14 protein-coding genes are annotated in these 15,275 nt (G+C 62.8%); 9 read left to right on the top strand and 5 right to left on the bottom strand.

The window, feature by feature from the left end; genetic code table 11:
- The first annotated feature begins 290 nt into the window (after positions 1-290).
- The 8 genes from CFR78_RS05560 (at position 291) to CFR78_RS05525 (ending at position 11,449) form a co-directional block, all read left to right on the top strand.
- Positions 291-1,568: an acyl-CoA dehydrogenase family protein gene (locus CFR78_RS05560; protein WP_034930607.1), complete on the top strand. Its 1,278-nt coding sequence runs from the start codon at positions 291-293 to the stop codon at positions 1,566-1,568.
- Positions 1,565-2,995 carry an LLM class flavin-dependent oxidoreductase gene (locus tag CFR78_RS05555; RefSeq protein WP_007398068.1) on the top strand — a complete coding sequence of 477 codons (1,431 nt, stop codon included), beginning with the start codon at positions 1,565-1,567 and terminating at the stop codon, positions 2,993-2,995. The genes CFR78_RS05560 and CFR78_RS05555 overlap by 4 nt, the downstream gene beginning before the upstream one ends.
- 2 nt (positions 2,996-2,997) lie before the next feature.
- A complete protein-coding gene (gene ssuD, locus CFR78_RS05550; protein WP_007398069.1) occupies positions 2,998-4,161 on the top strand; it encodes an FMNH2-dependent alkanesulfonate monooxygenase in 1,164 nt (387 codons plus the stop codon).
- Between the two features lie 14 nt (positions 4,162-4,175).
- Positions 4,176-5,615 (top strand): FAD/NAD(P)-binding protein, encoded by a 1,440-nt coding sequence (locus CFR78_RS05545; protein ID WP_034930618.1) that lies wholly within the window; start codon positions 4,176-4,178, stop codon positions 5,613-5,615.
- Positions 5,612-7,105, top strand: a complete 1,494-nt coding sequence (locus tag CFR78_RS05540) for an MFS transporter (RefSeq protein ID WP_034930605.1) — start codon at positions 5,612-5,614, stop codon at positions 7,103-7,105. Before CFR78_RS05545 ends, CFR78_RS05540 begins: the two co-directional genes overlap by 4 nt.
- Positions 7,106-7,111: 6 nt before the next feature.
- Positions 7,112-7,651, top strand: a complete 540-nt coding sequence (locus tag CFR78_RS05535) for a flavin reductase (RefSeq protein ID WP_034930604.1) — start codon at positions 7,112-7,114, stop codon at positions 7,649-7,651.
- Positions 7,652-7,868: 217 nt separating this feature from the next.
- The gene (locus CFR78_RS05530; RefSeq protein ID WP_034930601.1) at positions 7,869-10,034 is read left to right on the top strand and encodes a TonB-dependent receptor family protein; all 2,166 of its coding nucleotides are present in this window, start codon (positions 7,869-7,871) and stop codon (positions 10,032-10,034) included.
- Positions 10,035-10,063: 29 nt separating this feature from the next.
- Complete coding sequence (locus CFR78_RS05525) at positions 10,064-11,449, top strand: LLM class flavin-dependent oxidoreductase (protein WP_034930598.1); 1,386 nt, start codon at positions 10,064-10,066, stop codon at positions 11,447-11,449.
- A gap of 188 nt (positions 11,450-11,637) precedes the next feature.
- Here the strand turns inward: CFR78_RS05525 and CFR78_RS05520 are convergent, their stop codons facing one another.
- Positions 11,638-12,360 carry an RBBP9/YdeN family alpha/beta hydrolase gene (locus tag CFR78_RS05520; RefSeq protein WP_181417492.1) on the bottom strand — a complete coding sequence of 241 codons (723 nt, stop codon included), beginning with the start codon at positions 12,358-12,360 and terminating at the stop codon, positions 11,638-11,640.
- A 41-nt stretch (positions 12,361-12,401) separates the two neighbouring features.
- Positions 12,402-12,926, bottom strand: a complete 525-nt coding sequence (locus CFR78_RS05515; RefSeq protein ID WP_034930593.1) for a thioredoxin domain-containing protein — start codon at positions 12,924-12,926, stop codon at positions 12,402-12,404.
- A 709-nt stretch (positions 12,927-13,635) separates the two neighbouring features.
- On the opposite strand from CFR78_RS05515, the gene CFR78_RS05510 reads away from it, so the two are divergent.
- Positions 13,636-13,845, top strand: a complete 210-nt coding sequence (locus CFR78_RS05510; RefSeq protein WP_034930592.1) for a hypothetical protein — start codon at positions 13,636-13,638, stop codon at positions 13,843-13,845.
- Between the two features lie 145 nt (positions 13,846-13,990).
- Here CFR78_RS05510 and CFR78_RS16225 read toward each other — a convergent pair whose 3' ends face one another.
- From CFR78_RS16225 to CFR78_RS05500, 3 genes are all read right to left on the bottom strand, one after another.
- The gene (locus tag CFR78_RS16225) at positions 13,991-14,149 is read right to left on the bottom strand and encodes a hypothetical protein (protein ID WP_166498136.1); all 159 of its coding nucleotides are present in this window, start codon (positions 14,147-14,149) and stop codon (positions 13,991-13,993) included.
- 257 nt (positions 14,150-14,406) lie between these two features.
- A complete protein-coding gene (locus CFR78_RS05505; RefSeq protein WP_034930591.1) occupies positions 14,407-14,751 on the bottom strand; it encodes a hypothetical protein in 345 nt (114 codons plus the stop codon).
- 162 nt (positions 14,752-14,913) lie between these two features.
- Positions 14,914-15,189, bottom strand: coding sequence for a hypothetical protein (locus CFR78_RS05500; RefSeq protein WP_007398078.1), 276 nt, complete (start codon positions 15,187-15,189; stop codon positions 14,914-14,916).
- Positions 15,190-15,275 lie beyond the last annotated feature (86 nt).

Below are 15,275 nucleotides of genomic sequence, written 5' to 3'. Positions count from 1 at the left end.
TGCCACTTCCGTCATGGATGCGGCAGCGGATGGCTGTCATGAGAAAAACAAAACACAATTTAAAACGGTATTCAATCTTAAATAAAATAATTTAAAAACAGTAAGTTAAACTTCAGACCTGCCGGAAAGAACCATAATTTACGATAAATTACAGCATAATATCGCATTTATTTTTTTATTAATCACATTAAACGTAAATTATATAATTGACTCACATGAATCGGTTGTTAATGTTGGATCAGTTAAACACTCACTAAAAATAGTAATATCCTCCATATGATGAGGTTGTCATGACAGATCGGGTCCATCCCACACGCGGTTTTTCCCCCCGGACTGAGCTGGCGGCACAGGCGCTGCGCCCCATTTTCGCGCGGATTGCCAAAGGCGCGGTCACGCGCGAGCAGGATCGTGTCCTGGCCCATGACGCGGTGCGCTGGCTGCTTGATGCGGGGTTTGGTGCCCTGCGTGTGCCCGTGCGGCATGGCGGCACGGGTGCCACCCTGACCGAGACCTTTGCCCTGCTGGCGGAACTGGCGGAGGCGGATTCAAACCTGCCGCAGATCTTCCGCGCCCATTTCGCCTTTGTCGAAGGCAGGCTGCATGAAGGCGACAGCCCGCAGGCCGCGCGCTGGCTGGAACGGGTGGCGCAGGGTGCCCTGTTCGGGGCCGCCATGGCGGAACTGACGGACAGCACCGGCACCGCGACAACGCTCACGCCCGGGCCGGGGCGGGAGGGGTGGAGACTGGATGGCACCAAGTATTATTCAACCGGCACACTCTATGCCTCATGGATCGTGGCGGTAGCGACTGACGGGGTGGACCGTATCCAGCTTGCCGTGCCCGCCACGGCCCCCGGCGTGACCCGTGTCGATGACTGGGACGGTTTTGGCCAGCGCCTGACCGGCAGCGGCACCACCATTTTTGAAAACGTGGCCGTGCCGGATGGGAACATCCTGGGGCGCACCCCACTGGCCGATTTTCCCACCAACGAATATTTCACCACCTATTACCAGCTTTTCCATCTGGCCACGCTTGCCGGTATCGGGCGGGCCATCGTGGGTGATGCCACAGCCTTCGTGCGCCCGCGCACGCGCACCTTCGGCATTCCGGGGCAGGTGGCCCAGCGCCATGACCCGCTGGTGCAGGGTGTGGTGGGGCGCCTGTCAGCACTGTCCTTCTCGGCTGATACGCTGGTGGAAAAGGTGGCCGCCGGGCTGGAGAACGTATTCCCGGCATGGGCGGCGGGGCAGGAAAGCGGCCCTGCCTTCGACCTGGCGCAGGTGCAGGCCTATCAGGCCCAGCAGATCGTGGCGCCACAGGTGCTGGAAGCGGCAAACCTGCTGTTTGAAGTCGGTGGCGCGTCGGCCACCAGTGCCACCCGCAGGCTGGACCGGCACTGGCGCAATGCGCGCACGCTGGCCTCGCACAACCCGCTGGTCCAGCGGCAGCGTGAACTGGGTGACCTTGTGCTCAACGGCACGGCCTTTGGCGCCCAGTGGCGCGCGCGCACCACCGATGCCGCCCCGCAGGCCGACACTGCGCGGCAGCATCCGGAGCGCGTGGCATGAGCGCGCGCGCCAGACAGTTGCATGTCAACCTGTTCGAGATGGCCTGCGTCAGCCATATCGTGCACGGCATGTGGCGTGCGCCCGGCAATAACCGCCACCGCTTCGGGGAGATGTCCTACTGGCTTGAAGTGGCGAAACTGGCTGAGGAAGGACTGTTCGACGCGGTCTTCCTGGCTGATGTCGTCGGCACCTATGACCGTTTTGGCGATGGCACCGCCGCCGCCCTGCGCGAGGGGCTGCAGATCCCCAATCTTGACCCGCTGATGGTCGTGCCCGCCATGGCGGCGGTGACGGAAAACCTGGGGTTCGGCGTGACCTTTTCCACCACTTACGAGCCGCCCTTCGCCTTTGCCCGGCGCATGGCCACGCTCGACCTGCTGACCGGCGGGCGCGTGGGGTGGAACATCGTCACATCCTATCTGCGCAGTGCCGCGCGCAATTTCGGGCTGGATGACGAAATCCCCCACACGCAGCGCTACGCCATCGCCGATGAGTATCTCGATGTGCTGTACAAGCTGTGGGAAGGCAGCTGGGATGACGATGCGGTCGTGAATGACGCGCGGGCGGGCCTTTATGCCAATCCCGATGCGGTCAGGCCCATCAATCACGCGGGCCGGCACTTCCGTGTGGCGGGTCCGCATCTGGTCTCGCCTGGCCAGCAGCGCACGCCGGTGCTGTTCCAGGCGACGGGATCACCCGACGGGCTGGAATTCGCCGCCCGCCATGCGGAAGTCGTGTTCATCGGCGGCCAGACGACCGAGGCGGTGCGCGCCAATATTGCCCGCACGCGCGAACGCGCCCGTGCCCATGGCCGTAATGGCGATGACATCCGTTTTATCGTCATGGCCGGGATCATTGCCGATACCACGCAGTCTCTGGCGGAAAAGAAGCTGGAGACATATCGCCGGTATTACAGCGTGGAAGGCGCGCTGGTGCATGCCCAGGCGGAAATCGACCTGCGCCGCTACCCTGCCGATGCCCGCATCGGTGACATCCTGAAACGCGAGGGCGTGCCATTTGGCAATATGGGCCGACGTTTCCATCCCGAACAGACGGTGGGCAGCGCGCTGCGCCAGATCGCATCGTTTGACGAGGGGCGCTTCTTCGCTGTCGGCACGCCAGACCGGATTGCCGATGAAATCGAGCGCTGGCTGGACATCGACGGCATAGATGGCATCAACCTGCGCCAGTACCACACATTCGAGACCGCGCGGGATTTCATCAATCTGGTCGTCCCCGAACTCCAGCGGCGCGGGCGCTACCGTACGGCCTACACGCCGGGCGAGACCCTGCGTGAACGCCTGTTTGGCGCAGGCCGCGCGCGCCTGCCCGAACAGCATTTCGGCAGCCGCTACCGTGATCCCGCCGCCCTGCACGCCCCGGCGTCCCCGCTTTTTCCATCTGAAACATTTTCCAAGGCGTCATGAGCATGTCCTACGCAATTCCCGACAAGATCAATGTGCTGTGGTTCCTGCCCACCCATGGCGACAGCCGCTACCTGGGCACGCAGAAGGGCGGGCGCCCGGTTGACCTGCCCTACCTGCAGCAGGTGGCAAGGGCAGCCGACGCGCTGGGCTATTACGGTGTCCTGATCCCGACCGGCCGCAGTTGCGAGGACAGCTGGGTGGTGGCCTCCGCCCTGGCCCCCGTAACCGAGCGGCTGCGCTACCTGATTGCCGTGCGGCCGGGCCTGCTGTCCCCCACGCTTGCCGCGCGCATGACGGCAACGCTGGACCGTTTTTCAAACGGGCGGCTGCTGATCAATATCGTAACGGGGGGCGACCCGGCGGAAAACGCGGGCGATGGCCTGTTTGCCGACCATGCGACGCGTTACGAAATCACCGATGAATTCCTTGATATCTATCGCGCGCTCCTGCGTGGCGAGGATGTCAGTTTTGAAGGGAAGCACTTCACCATAAAGGATGGCCGCCTGCTGTTCCCGTCCTTTCAGGAAAACGGGCCACCGCTTTACTTTGGCGGTTCATCGGAAGCAGCGGCGCATGTCGCCGCCAAATCAATCGACAAATACCTGACATGGGGCGAGCCGCCCGCGCAGGTGGCCGAAAAGATCAGCCATGTGCGCAAGCTGGCCCATGCACAGGGGCGGGAGGTATCATTCGGCATCCGCCTGCATGTGATCGTGCGCGAAACGGCGGAGGAAGCCTGGCATGTGGCCGACCGCCTGATCAGCCATCTGGATGACGCCACCATCGCCAGGGCCCAGACGGTCTTCGCCCGCATGGATTCCGTGGGCCAGTCGCGCATGAGCGCGCTGCATGGTGGCCAGCGCGACAGGCTGGAAATCAGTCCCAACCTGTGGGCGGGCGTGGGCCTGGTGCGCGGTGGCGCAGGCACGGCGCTGGTGGGTGACCCCGATACGGTGGCCGAACGGATTGATGAATACCGCCGCCTTGGCATCGATAGCTTCATCTTCTCGGGCTATCCGCATCTGGAGGAAGCCTATCAGTTCGGTGAACTGGTCCTGCCCAACCTGCCCACCGCCCATCCCGTGCGTGGCCGGTCAAACCTGAACAACATGGGGCCGTTTGGCGAGACGATCGCCGGTGACCACCGTCCTACCCGGGCTGCGTGAGTGTGGGGCGCGCCATGTCATCTTCCCCTCACATCCCCCATATCGCCATTATTGGCGGCGGGTTCAGCGGTGCGGCGCTGGCATGGCATCTGGCGCGTGATGGCGGTGGCCCGAAACGCATGACGGTGTTCGAGCCGCGTCCCTTCCTTGGGGCGGGGCTGGCCTATGGCGCTGGCGATCCGCAGCACCGGGTGAATGTGCCAGCCACCCGCATGAGCATCGATACCAGCCAGCCCGATGACTTCATCAACTGGATACGCGGGACCGGCGCGCTGGCCGATGATCCGGCGGCCACCCGGCCGGATGGCGACGTTTTCCCCGCCCGTGCCGTGTTTGGCCGGTATGTGGCCGACCGGCTGGCCCCGCTTTTGCATGCGGGTGTGCTGACGCATCTGCGCCGCAGGGTGACGGGGGTGCACAGGGTGCCCGATGGCGGCTGGATCGTGACCGATGCGACGGGTGTTTCCCTGCCAGCCGATATCGTGGTCATTGCCACCAGCCATCCCGCCCCGCAACCGCCGGGTGTGCTGCGTGCGCTGGACCTGCATCCCGGCCAGCACCCCATACTCGTGACCAACCCGTGGCAGGCCGGTGCGCTGGATGATATCCGCCATACCGACAGCGTACTGGTTGTGGGGTCGGGGCTGAGCATGGCCGATGCGATTGTCAGCCTGACCGCGCGCGGGCATACGGGCCGGGTCACGGCCATTTCACGGCGTGGGCAACGTTCGCACGGGCATGCGACAGGGGCGGTGAAGCCGGTGGGGGATTTCATCTCGCCGCCTGCACGCACGGCCCGCCATCTGCTGCAACGCATACGCCACGAACTGGCCCGGCACGCAGGCCAGCCATGGCAGGCCGTATTTGACCGCATCCGCACGCAGGCCCCCGATATCTGGGCAGCCCTTTCGGTTCCGGAACGCAGGCGGCTGATCCGCCACCTGCGACCGTTCTGGGATACGCACCGCTTCCGCATCGCCCCCCAGGCTGATGAAGTGCTGCGTGCGCGTGAACGCGCGGGCATGCTGGATGTTCGGGCCGCCCGCGTGGTGGCGGCACGGGTGCGGCACGGGCAGTTTGCCCTTACCCTGCGCCATGGCAGTTCGCCCGCGTGGGAGGCCTGCTATGATGCCATCATTACCACTACCGGCCCCGCGCATGGCGCGATCATGCACATGCAGCCCTATATCGGGGGGCTTGCGGCCGCAGGGCTGGTGGAAGTGGATGCCACGGGGCTTGGCCTGCATGTGGATGCGCTGGGCCGTGCCTGCGTAGGCGGGCGGCATGAAGGCAGCCTGTTTGTGGCAGGCCCGCTTGCACGCGGTCGTTTTGGCGAACTGATGGGCCTGCCCGAAGTCACGCATTACGCCGAGAAACTGGCCGTAATCATCAGCACGCTTGCGGCTGCGCGCCCCGGTGTTTCTTACCCTTATCAGGAACGGGCAACGACATGACAGCACAGTTTTCCACCGCGCGTCCCGTCGTGCGCGATGCGGATGACATTTCCGCCCTTATCAACGCCGGTCCCGCAGCGGGAAGCCATGCGCGCATGGTCGTGGCGCTTGCGCTGGGGGGTGTGTTTCTGGATGCGTATGACCTGACCACCCTGTCATGGGGCATTACGGATGTGCAGGCCCATTTCGGTCTGTCCGCGTTCCAGACGGGTCTGGTGGCGGCGGCGCTGAATGCCGGGACCATCGCGGGCAGCCTGGCAGGCGGGTGGCTGACGGACCGTATTGGCCGCTATGCCGTCTTCATGGCCGACATGGTGTGCTTTGTCATCGCGGCCCTGGTGGCGGGGCTGGCGCCCACCGCCGGTATCCTGATTGCCGCCCGCTTCGCCATGGGTTTTGGCGTGGGCATGGACCTGCCGGTGGCCATGGCCTTCCTGTCGGAATTCTCGCGGCTGGAGGGACGTGGCAGCAAGGCGGCGCATGCGGCGGCATGGTGCCCGACATGGTATGCCGCGTCATCCGCCTGCTTTGTCATCGTGTTCGTGCTGTCGCATGTGCTGCCGGCCACCCATCCGGACTGGCTGTGGCGGGCCTCGCTGGCGTTTGGCGCGGTTCCGGCGCTGGCCATCATTCTGGTGCGCGGGCGTTACATGAGTGAATCCCCCGTATGGATCGCCCGCCGGGGTGACCTGGCGCGGGCGGCGGATATCCTGCGCCGCTCCTACGGGGTTGACCCGATTGTCCAGCCCGCGCGGGGCCGGGCGCCGGTTGTGGTGCAGGCGGACCCGTGGCGGCTGGTACGAAAGCCGCTGCTGGGGCGCGGGCTGCTGGTATGCAGCATGACGCTGATCAGCGCCATGTCCTACAACATCATCATCTTCGGCCTGCCCACCCTGCTGGTTTCCATCATGCATGCCAGTGCGGTGCAGGTGGTGGTGATTTCCATCCTGCTCAACCTTGCCGTGGCCTTTCCGGGCGGGCTGCTGGGGGTCAGGCTTGCGCGCAGCGTGCGCTCGCGGCCCATCATCCTGGCGGGTTACATCATGCAGGTCGCAGGGGTGGGGCTGCTGGCCGTGACCGGCGTGCCGCATGGCACGGTGGGCGTTGTCGCGGCACTGGCCGGGTTTGCCGCCTTCCTGTTCGCGCAGGGGTTCGGGCCGGGGTGCCAGCTTATGGTCTATCCCACGCTGAGCTATCCCACCGAACTGCGCGGCATGGGCATAGGGGTTGCGCGACTGGTGTCGGGCATCGGGGGGACGCTGGTGCTGCTGTCCTTTCCGTGGATGAACGCGCAGATGGGGCCGGCCCTGTTCTGGCTGGTACTGCTGGCGCCGCTGGCAGGGGTGGTGATCACCTGCCTCTCGCGCTGGGACGTGTTCGGCTACGACCCGGACATGGACCCCGCCCTGCGGCAGCCCGTCCGGGCCACGCAGCACGACACCGTTCCGGCGGACCCGGAACTGCTGTTTTCCTCTGATATCGGGAACTGATCAATAATGAACAACATGATTGCACCGTCCGGTTACAGGCTGGTGGACGAGACGGCGGTCTCTGTCGAGACGTTCCGCAACGGCATGGCGGCACTGGCCAGCGCGGTTACGGTTGTCACCACCGACGGACCACATGGCCCGCATGGCTTTACCGCCTCGGCCGTGTGTAGCGTATCGGATACGCCGCCAACCGTGCTGGTCTGCATCAACCGCGGCACGGGCGCCCATCCCTACATTCTCGAGCATGGGGTGCTGGCCATCAATGTCCTGCATGACGGCCAGCATGACCTGTCGGACATCTTCAGCAGCCGTTCACGGTCCATGAACGAGCGTTTTGCGGCGGCCCGGTGGCACGCAGGTCTGACCGGGGCCCCCGTGCTGGATGACGCGCTGGCCAGTTTTGACTGCCGCATCCGTGAAATCCGCGATGTGGGCACCCATACGGTCGTCATTGCCCATGTGGTGGATATTGTCATGGGCGGGGAAGGGGGCCGGCCCGGACTTGTCTGGTTCAACAGGCAGTACGGCCGTGCCGTTCCGAAATAAGATCGTCGAGTATTTTCCCAAGGATAAAAAACCGATGTGTACACGCTAGGAGTCCAGTAAATGAACCGGAAATACACAATAAATAATCATGAAAATGCATATACCCATGGAATTACGCCCAATGGCACGGATAGCCCGACACCGCCTGTCTGACAGGTCTGCCTTTCGCCCCCGTCTTCTCTCGTACCGCACAACGCTTGTTGTCGGTTCCTACCTTATGGGGCTTGCCCCCGCTGCATTCGCGGCGGACACGGTGTCCGCCCAGACCGCGCGGCATGGCGCCCCCGCCGCCCAGCATGGGCACCCGGCCCGCCCGGCGGCCGCTGGCAGTGTTGCCGCCGCTTCCCGGCCCGAAGTCATTTCCGTCTCCCGCCGCCGCCTGTCGCCCGCGGCACGGGCGGAGGCGCGTCTGGCATCCATTCCGGGTGCCACCAGCGTGATTGATGCGCAGAAGGTGCTAAAGGGCCGTAATTTTACCAGTGCGGATGCCCTGTCCTTCCAGCCCGGCGTATTTGCCCAGTCATCGGGCGGGGGTGACGGGATCCGCCTGTCCGTGCGTGGGTCGGGAATTGCCACCGGCACCAATTATTTCCGCTCCGGCATGCTCATGATGTTTGATGGCCTGCCGGTCACAACACCTGCCGGCACGCCCTATGAACTGTTTGAACCCCTTGGCCTGCGTTATACCGAGGTACTGCGCGGCGCGAATGCGTTCGATTATGGCGGCATGCAGCTTGGCGGCGCGATCAACTATGTCAGCCAGACCGGATATGACGCGCAACGCTACCAGGCGCGCGTCGAGGCAGGCAGCTTTGGCTATGTAAAGGAACAGCTCAGTTCCGGTGGTGTGTATGGCAAGTTTGACTATTACCTGAGTGCCACCAATTCCTACCGTGGCGGCTATCAGGACAATACCAAGGCCACCAGCTTCGGGCTGAACGCGAATTTTGGCTACCGCTTCAATGATCGCGTGTCCACCCGTGCCTTCTTTCGCTACAGGCAGACGGATAATGGCTATCCCGGCTACCTGACACGCGACCAGATCCTGTCCGATCCCAAGCAGGCGCAGTCGCCCTATTATGCATGGGGCGCGCACCGTATCCAGCCGGGCACCAAGTATTACGGCTCCATGACCACCATCCGTATTGATGATAAATCCAAGATAGAGATAGGCGGCAACTATCAGGATGCGCCGATTGATATCCAGAATACCGCATCATCGCAGATATGGGGGTACAAGACGATTGCGGGCGTGCTCAATTACGACCGCCATGATGTGCTGGCCGGCCACGGCAGCGACACCCAGGTCGGGATCCTGAGCTATAGCGACATCGATGCCTGGCAGCGCAACCGCATCCGTGTCAGTAGCGTGTTTGGCGGGGTGCCCGACGGCACGCTGCTGCGTAACGTGAAGTATGGCGGGACGGAAAACTATTTCCATCTGCGCAACAATACCGAAGTGGCGCATAACCTGTGGCTTACGGCGGCGGGGGCGCTTGCGTTCATCAAGCGCACGTCCGATGTCACCTATCCCAACCGCAGCGACATGCATACGTCTTCCGTCAATTTCATCCCGCGTGGCGGGTTTCGCTACAAGCCTGACAGCCATGTCGAGATTTACGGCAATGTCAGCCGCAGCATCCAGCCACCCAATGACTGGAATTACAACTATGCGGGCAATTACTACAGTGCTGCGTCCTATCCGCTTCAGGCGGCAGCGGGTGAGAACGCGACTTCAGGCCGCCTGCGCAACCAGACCGCCACCACGTTCGAGATTGGTACGACGGGCCATTACTTCCATAATAAATGGAGCCTGACCTACTATCACTCCTCCGTTCATAATGAACTGCTGACGGTTACAACCCCTGCATCGCTTGCGGCTGGCACGTCCATTTACGGCAATGCCTCCCCCACCACGCATCAGGGGGTTGAAGTCTCGCTGGAGACGGAACTGCTGAAATGGGCGGGCAATACACTGTCGCTGCGGCAGGCCTATACTTACCAGGACTTCCGCTACAGGCATGATTCCGTATTTGGCAACAACCACCTGCCGGGCATACCCGAGCATTTCTATCAGGGAGAAGTGCACCTGGACATGCGCAACGGGTTCTATGCCGGTTTCAGCACCCAGGTCTCGTCCAAGGTGGGGGCATCGTATGACATGACGTATTTCGCACCGTCCTATCATCTCTATAACGCCAATATCGGCTATTCCTGGCCGCACAAGCATCGTGAAGTCTTCATAAGCTTCAACAACCTTGCCAACACGCATTATGCGTCAATCGTGGTGCCGGGCTACCAGGCGGCGGGCAAGCAGCTTTCGGTCATGCAGCCGGGTGATGGGTTTGGCGTGTTTGTTGGCGCTTCCATCGGTTTCAACTGAGTGCAACGGGAAGCAGGAGGACAGGATACATGAAAGAAATCCGTCTTAACGCGTTTGACATGAACTGCGTCTCCCATCAGGCCAGCGGCCTGTGGCGGCATCCGCGTGACCGTTCGGACCAGTACCACACGCTGCAATACTGGACGGATCTGGCACAACTGCTGGAACGTGGACTGTTCGACAGTCTTTTCCTGGCTGATGTGCTGGGGGTGTATGATGTGTACGGTGGCAGCCCCGATGCCGCCCTGCGCAATGCGGCACAGGTGCCGGTCAATGATCCCGCCATGCTCATATCCGCCATGGCGGCGGTTACGCGTCATCTTGGCTTCGGGCTTACGGCAACACTTTCCTACGAGCACCCGTACCCCTTTGCCCGGCGCATGTCCACGCTGGACCATCTGACGCAGGGGCGCATCGGATGGAACATCGTGACCGGCTACCTGAACAGTGCGGCGAAGGGCACGGGCCGGGCGCGGCAGTCCGGCCATGATACGCGTTACGATATCGCCGATGAATACATGCAGGTCGTCTATGCGCTGTGGGAGGGAAGCTGGGAACGTGATGCCGTGCGGCGTGACCGCGGCAGCGGCGTCTTTACCGATCCGTCACGGGTGCACCCCATCCGGCACGAAGGGCAGTATTTCACGCTTGATGCCATTCACCTGTCCGAGCCATCGCCCCAGCGTACGCCGGTGCTGTTTCAGGCCGGGGCATCACCACGAGGCCAGAAATTCGCGGCCCGGCATGCCGAATGCGTATTCATTGCCGGTCCCTCACGCGCCAGCGTGGCAAAGACGGTTGCCGGTATCCGTGCGCAGGCCCGCGCGCAGGGCCGTGCGCCGCATGCGCCGCTTGTCTTTTCGCTGCTGACCATCATAACCGCCCCCACGCGGGCGGAAGCCTGGGCCAAATACGAAGACTACCGGCGGTATATAAGCCTTGAGGGGGCCCTGACCCTGCTGTCAGGCTGGACCGGGATCGATTTTTCACAATATTCGCCCGATGAGCCGGTGCGGCATGTCAGAAATGATGCCATCAATTCCGCCATCGAATCCCTGACCATCCAGAACCCGGACAGGGTCTGGAGCGTGGGGGAACTGGCCCGTCATGCCGCGATTGGCGGCATGGGTGTGACGATTGTCGGCAGCCCGACCGAAATTGCGGACCAGATGGAAGCCTGGATGGCGGAAACCGGCGTGGACGGCTTCAACCTTGCCTATGCCGTGGCGCCGGAAACATTTGAGGATATCGTGAACCTCATCATTCCCGAACTGCAGAGACGCGGGCGGTACAAGACCGCCTACCGTTCCGGCACCCTGCGCCATAAACTGTTCGGTGGGGGCGATCTGCTGGATGGCACGCATGTGGCCGACGGGCTGCGCGTGCAGCCTGCGGGTGCTCCCCTGCCGGCATGAATGGCGGCCTGTTCCCCGCCGCAACGGGGCAGCGGGGAACAGGCCGCGTTCCATGAAACCATCTTCAGGTATTCATCCGGTAGAGGGTAAATATTGCAGGGGAAGTTTTTTTAAAACTTCCGGACATGTCGCCCCTGTTCAGGAAAGGCGACAGGCAGGAAACCTTTTTTCAGCAGTGATCTGTTTTTTCAGACCGTCTCCAGACTGTCTTCATGGTCCGCAGGCAGGCTGGTTGCAAAATCGGCCAGCATGTCCATCCCGTCCGGCCACGGCCCGATGGCGGACTGGTTGCCGATATGCCCGACCCTGCCCGCGTCGCGCAGTGTGGCGCCCCATGCATGGCTCAGGCTGCGTGCCCGTGGCAGGGACAGCCATGCATCATCATGACCTGCCACCATCATGGCGGGAATGGGCAGCCTGCCTGTGGGCAGCGCTGCGAATTCGGCCACGCGGTGCCTGTCCGCTCCCCTATAGGGGGCGACATCCGCCAGGGCGACCAGAAAGGCCCCGGCCACATTTTCCAGTTCCCGCGCCGCAGCCATGCGAACACTCAGTGCCGCACCAAGGCTGTGCGCCACTATGATGACAGGCCGGTCGCGGGCCTGTCCAAGCGTGCGCCGCAGGGTCTGCGTCCACATCCGGTAGGTTGGCCGCGCCCAGTCCCGTTGCCTTACGCGGTGTACGCCAATCCCGTTCTGGCGCAGGATATGGGTCCAGCGTGACTGCCAGTGGTGGGGCAGGGAGCCATCCAGCCCCGGCACGATCAGCACGTCAAACCCCGCCAGCGCATGCACCAGCCGCCTGACCGCCCGCGCGCAGTCGGGTGGTACCGCCACCGGGCGGAAGGGCGCATGGCAGGGCAGGTCACCGGCATGCGGGTAAGGGGCCATGGGGGCAGAAGGGAAAGGCATTGTCCTGTTTCCGCTATCGGGCAGGTGGAGATGAGCGGGCGTCATGCCGCGCGGCGGGCTTGGTCCAGCGTGGGGTGACCCGTATCCAGTGCGCTTAGGACGCGCAGGATTTCATCAAAATCCCGCCCGGTGGCGGCAACGGGATAGATGATCGTGCTGCGGATTGTATTGACCGGGTCCACGATAAAGACCGCATGCGCGTCCGTCATGGCGTCTTCCGGCCCTGCATCCACGGCAGTACCCCGCCACAGCGTTCTGACATGGCCCGTGTCATCCTGTATTATGGTGACAGCAGCCCCCGGCCCGCTCAGCGACGGCATGCCGGGATAGGGCACAATTCCCGTTTCCGGTTCCGGCAGCGGGAAGGGGGACAGGCCCAGCAGGTGGAGCCCTGTTCCGCTGCCGTGTATCTGCGGCAGGGCCAGGCGCAGGCTGTGGGTGGTGTAATCCCCCGGATGGGTCAGTACGATCCGCCAGCTGCCCCGATGCCATGCATGGAAGCTGATGGGGCCTGTCGGGGTGGCAATCATGAAATCCGGGGCCTGCCAGCCGGGAAAAAGGGCCATTGCGGGATTTCTCCTGAAACACGATGGCTACGGGATTCGTGGTGCCTGTAGCCGGGTGTGAAAAACGGTCACTGCATAAAAAAGCCATGGCCCGCGCCATGCCTGTCGCATGCATGCGGGAGCGGAGAGGTCATTCTACAGGACAGCATGGGTTTACCCTGTTATGTAACGTGATTAATCTAGCGCATATTCTCAAATTATTCGAATGAAAATGTTATAAAAATATATAACAAAAAATAAAGGATTTAACCGGTGCCAGCGTCCTTGCGCCCCTGAATGACGGGAAGCCCCTGTAGGATGGGCGCTTTCAGATAAAACAGGTGAAGAGCGGCCCGGTCTGGCCCAGAAATTTAATTAACATATTGTATATAAATATATAATTTTCGGACTGGCAATTGACGGGTGGCATCCTGCGGGCATAACAACATAAAAAATGTTATATAAAAAATAACACTTATCATAAAGATAATATGTTGACCGTCCCCGCCCGGCATGTATGATCCGGCTCCAGCGCCTCATGTCGTGGCGTCATACCGATCAGGGGGATCTGCCATGTGCCTGCCAGCCATGCGAATGTGCCGCATCGGTCGATGTAACATCCATGCCCCGATGCCTGGCATGTGGGGCGGCAATTACTAGAACAGCCGGCGGACATCCTGCCGGGCACAGGTTGCGGCCCTGACCGCAGCCGAACAGGGGCAGTAATCCGATGCTTGAATCCCGTATCGTTGAGGTGGACGGCACATTTGTCGGCACCGTCATCGTGGAAGCGGACCGGGTGACCCGGCGTTTCTACGCGGCACATGACAGCGTACGCGCCTTTCATAACCGCACGCTGCGCAGCGCCGATGACCTGACCCATCAGGTTGCCCGCCTGTACAGGCGTAACCATACGGTGCATGGCCAGCCGCCGTCATAGGACGGATATGGAAGAACAGAACAGCCCGGACACTGGATGTCCGGGCTGTTGGGGAGGGTTCGGGAACAGTTGCCTGACCGGTATCCTGGCCCGCAGGTGGGACAGGCCGGCCGGGATTGGCTTTACGGGCGGCGACAGGCCGTTGCTACCTGCCGGGCCTTCTGTTCGGTTCGGTCGTGCGCCCCTGCGCGGGCGGATCGCTGGCGGGAAAGCTTTCATCCAGCGCTTCATCGCGGCCTTCATCTTCGTGCTTCTGGGCCGGGGTGGGCTGCTTTTCCGTCTCGGGGGGCGGATCTTTGTGCATTTTCAGTATTCCTTGCCGGATGGAGCCGGTCCTGCGCGCCATGAAGGGGCGGCCGTGGTGCTGTAGCGGGGGCGGCGGGGGGAAGGGCGCATCAATGGGCTGCGACCTGTCCGGCGCCATGGGGGGACAGCCCCGTGGACCGGGTGGCGCGGGCGGGGGCAGGGGGGGCTGGCTGGACATATGAGCATACGGTATCGACATGGCCGTTCTCATCTGGCTGATGCATGAGGGAGGGACGCGCGCGGTGGCGGCGGGCCTTACTGTTCGCTGCTATCGGCGGGGGAGGGGGTCTTGTTGCCGCCACGGCTGCTGCGTCCGGCTTCGGCCCCTCCGTGACGGTGCATACCGCCGGAGGAAGTGCTGGCGGGTGGCTGTGTGCCCGGCTGTTCACTGACGGTGCGCGGGTTGTTCCACAGCCTGTCGGACGGTTCGACGCGCCCGCCTGAGGGCGATGTGGCTGAAGGCGGGTTCCTGCCCACCTGTGATGCTGCTGAATCAGCAGTGGGGGCCGGGCCAGTCTGCATGTCGGACTGGGCCAGGGCCAGTGCGGGGGTGCTGGCGATAAGGGCTGCCAGCAGGGCTGAACGGATTGTCTTGGCCATTTGCTCATGCCTTTTCGTGTCGGGAAGAATATACTGCTCATTAAAGAAATCATGCGCGGGAAGGTTGCATGCGGACTGTCCTGTCCCGGTGAATACTGCCGTGGGGCGCAACGGGGCATGAAAACACTGCCGTCAATACCATCACGCCTCATATCGTGCCGCTCAGCAGGGTGCCTGTCCCTGCGGGCCGGTCGGGTGGCCGGGTGCGTCCGGTGTATCGGCATGCGGCCCGGGGCGGCTGCCGGGGCTGTCGCGCCGGGTGTCCCGATGGCTGGTCTTTTCTATCTTTTCATCATTATCAAGGGTGGATTCCGGCTCGTCCTCACCCGCGCGGGGGCCGCCATGTCCCGGTGGGGCCGTATGCGGTGGCGTGCCCTGCTGCGGGGGAGACAGCACGACACCACAGGGCGGCGTGCGGGAATGTATGTCATAAGCCATGGTTGCATCCTTTGCGTGGGGGCACGACAGGTGCATATGCCGCCGGGCGGCAGGTGGCCTGCGCGTGGCGTCAGGGGGGGGCAGGC

Origin of the sequence: Komagataeibacter rhaeticus, from assembly GCF_003207855.1 — a bacterium.
Lineage (GTDB): Bacteria > Pseudomonadota > Alphaproteobacteria > Acetobacterales > Acetobacteraceae > Komagataeibacter > Komagataeibacter rhaeticus.
Note: the sequence above shows the minus strand (reverse complement) of the source record. Positions and strands in the feature narration are given on the sequence as shown.